This window comes from Limnochordia bacterium (assembly GCA_023230925.1).
GTDB lineage: Bacteria > Bacillota > Limnochordia > DUMW01 > DUMW01 > JALNWK01.
Genome location: JALNWK010000103.1, coordinates 1 through 3317, shown reverse-complemented (window position 1 = coordinate 3317; position 3317 = coordinate 1). Strand labels below are relative to the sequence as shown.

2 protein-coding genes are annotated in these 3317 nt (G+C 48.5%); both read right to left on the bottom strand.

Annotated elements, in window-relative coordinates; genetic code table 11:
• Nucleotides 1-1629: 1629 nt before the first annotated feature.
• Nucleotides 1630-3162, bottom strand: a complete 1533-nt coding sequence (locus M0Q40_12605) for an alpha/beta fold hydrolase (protein MCK9223427.1) — start codon at nt 3160-3162, stop codon at nt 1630-1632.
• Between the two features lie 8 nt (nt 3163-3170).
• Nucleotides 3171-3317: transposase (locus tag M0Q40_12600; GenBank protein ID MCK9223426.1), on the bottom strand; the 147-nt coding region annotated here is incomplete at its 5' end.

Genomic DNA, 3317 nt, shown 5'->3' with positions numbered 1-3317 from the left:
CAACACGCGCCGCGTACAAAAACGGTTAGGTTATCTTAGCCCATTGGAATGGCTAAACCATTACACGGAAGAGCTTTTAGTGAGTGTCGCTTAGTAGAGTGTCCGGGAAAGTGTTGACAACCCAACCTACCATATCTACATTGCCGAGCGAACATTTCCCCTACTCCTTCCGCTTTTTCTAGCCATTAGTTGTTTATCACGTCCACGTACAAAGAAACTTCCATTTCGTAGAGGAGTATATTGGATTTTTACCATGCAGCGCAGCATCTGTGGGAAGCTGTCCGAATATGGCTAGATGGACGTACTAACTAAGCCAAGGAATGGTTTGGGAGTGCTAGGCACCGTTTGCGCCATGGTCAACACAATGAGGTTATCCAGGATGTTCAAAACGCCCTCTCTATCCCGGGGTTGCCTAGTGGCGCATACAGAGCTCTGGCTAATCTGCTTCAGTGTCTGGAAACACATCGCGAACACATAGACTATAAAAGGTCTAAGGAGCTAGACCTACCCATCGGTAGTGGCATGGTAGAAAGTGCCTGCAAATGGTTAATACAGCAACATTTCAAAGGAGACCCCCATGTGGCTGGCGCCACACCATCGAATAGATGAAAACTGGAGCGAGGTTAGGGGTATAATTATTCTGCGGCTGGCGAACAGAGATCGAACTTCACTTGGTGCCTTGAGCCCGATGAGTAGACGGACCCTAGTAATCCTAGGTAGCACGCATTGTTGCAACTTCAATAGAAGGAGGCACGCAGGGCAGAATACCGAAGACAGATTGCTGCATCACAAGAACCGCAATCAAAAGGCTAGAAGCCTAGGCTATAGCGTAACTCTCGAAAAGATCGCCTAAAATCGCCACTAGGCGGTTACGACAAAGGTAAGATTAACCAAGTTATTATGAACGCTCGTTCGTAATAACGTATGGGCTAGATTCTTATTGCCTTTTTTAGGGCCTTAGAACCGGAGTTTTCAGGGTAGTGGGTATGCATTGGTGTGGCAGGGTTCAACCATCTGCTTCACCTACGTTTGGATTGGGTAAACGGAAGATGTGATGACCAACTCTTTTTCCCCCAATAACTAACTAAATACGCCCGGTCATGCTCAGTCTCTTGGGCAACGATGACTCGTCATCGATACGATCTGGTAGAGTGCACAGTTGATGCCACCCTTAAGAGTGAATGCGCCGTCGCCCCGCGGAGCACATCGGCTTGAGGAGGCTAGGCAGCTGGGGTTTCATCTGTTGTCTTTCGGTGGCTTCATCATTCCGGCCAGTATGAGTACAGTCCCAAGTATTAGAGCAGGAATCGCTACAACATCGGGAAACCGAACCCAAAATCTATCTACCAATGAATAGACCACATAAATAAGAACACCAATTACTGTTGATTTACTTGCTTTGTCTTTCATATTGCACCGCCTCATAATAATAACCTTAGGTTCATACAGTTGGGAATCAACCAATATACGAACTACACCACTGTTTAGAGCAACAGTGCCGGGGGTTATACCCTACTGCTGCTTGCCTAAGCTTTGGGAAAGCCCTGCGACATCCTCCATCCTACTTCAGATTCGCAAATTGGCTGCACAGCAATCCCTGTGTGCACAGTGCTAGTCGCCAACTTCACCCTAGAAGTTAGTCTGTAGCCATTCGTTAAAGGTATCAATTACTGCCGGGGCGATGCTGCGAGAAATGTCGTCATAATCGGCCAGACTGAATGCGTCGGAGCTAGGCATGAAAAGATGATCCACCTGGGGAAATCGCACCAGTTGCACTTGGATATTACCGGTGCGGGTTAGGGCTTGTTCTAAAGCGATGGCATCCTCTACCGGTACTTGAAAATCCCATTCACCGTGTAGAATAAGTACAGGCATAGTGAGTTTTGTGATATTCCCCAGGGGTGCTAGGGAGAAGTGTTCCTGAAAGTAGGGGGCGTAATAGGGGGTACCGAGAAAATCGATCCAATCATCCCCTTGTTCTAGGGCTTCATAGAATTGTGCTTGCAGCAGGAGGTTGGCTTCAATCTGTGCCTCGGTCAGTCCCATCTTTTTGCCTGCGCTGATCACTTGGTGGTTGATGATTTCATCAAGGGGGCGGGCAGGCGCGGCCATCAAGACGACACCTGCAACATCATCGCGCTCTGCCGCGGCAAGGGGGACGAGGGTGCCACCTTCACTATGTCCTACCAAAATTACCTGTTTAACGGTGGTATTCTTCTTGAGGAACTCAACGGCTCCGTGTAGATCCCCAATCAGTTGGGTGGGAGTATGGGCCAGAAGCCCTGGGTCCTGGGTGTTTACACCTCGTTTGTCGTAACGGAGGGAGGCCAGTCCCTGTTGTGTTGCTGCTTCGGCCAGCTTCTTGTATAGATCTGTCTTTAAAATACCTGAGTTGCCGTCTCGGTCAATGCTTCCTGAGCCATGCATAAAGACAAGGCCGTATGTGGGATTGGCATCCTCAGGAAGTAGCAGGGTACCCGAAAGCACTATATCATCGCCCGGAATGGATACTTCCCGGCCCAACCGCGGGTCTTCCTTTGCATGCATTGTTAGTAAGGGCCATAGATTGACTTCAACACCCTGGGTAGGAATGGTGATCCGCACTACTTTGTGGTCCGTGGTGTCAACCCAAAGATTCACCCCGATATTTGCCTCCTTAGACGCAGCAAACACATGGTAGCAGTCGATGAAAACATCCCCCACCTGCAGGAGTTCCTCTTTTTTTACCTCCGCGGTCATGGTAAATCCCTGGGGGAACTGGAATATAATTTGGGGAACAATGAATCTGAAACTATCTTTGTTACCCACCTCAAGCTGCAGTTTATCCACCATGATCTGGTAATGACACCAGATGTTATTATCCAAGACTAGGACCGGTTCAGATAGCGGAACCTCTCCACTCAAACCCTGGGGTCCATCAAGGCTATACTTCAGTACACCCCCATCCTGGGATAGCTTTAGAGACTGTTTGCCTTGGGGGGTAGTAATCTGCAAGTCATAGGTGAGGAAGGCCATTGTGCCCTGTTCGACGCTGGTCTTTTGTCTAAAGGAGATCCCAAGGGCTGCAAGGTCTACTACTGACTCCGCGTGGATTGACTGAGCATAGGAGATCCTGCCTTGTTCTGTGCCAAGGGGCATCTTGGACTGGACTATGTTGTACACGAAACGGTTCATCTCCGTAAGTGTTGACCTTTTTCTTGTTTCCCACTGCATCTTTGCTTGATCTTCAGCTGAAAGTATTCTAAATCGTGAAAGCCATATGATTCTCGTTTTATAGCCTTGATCTTATTATTAGTGCCTTCTAACCTACCGTTACT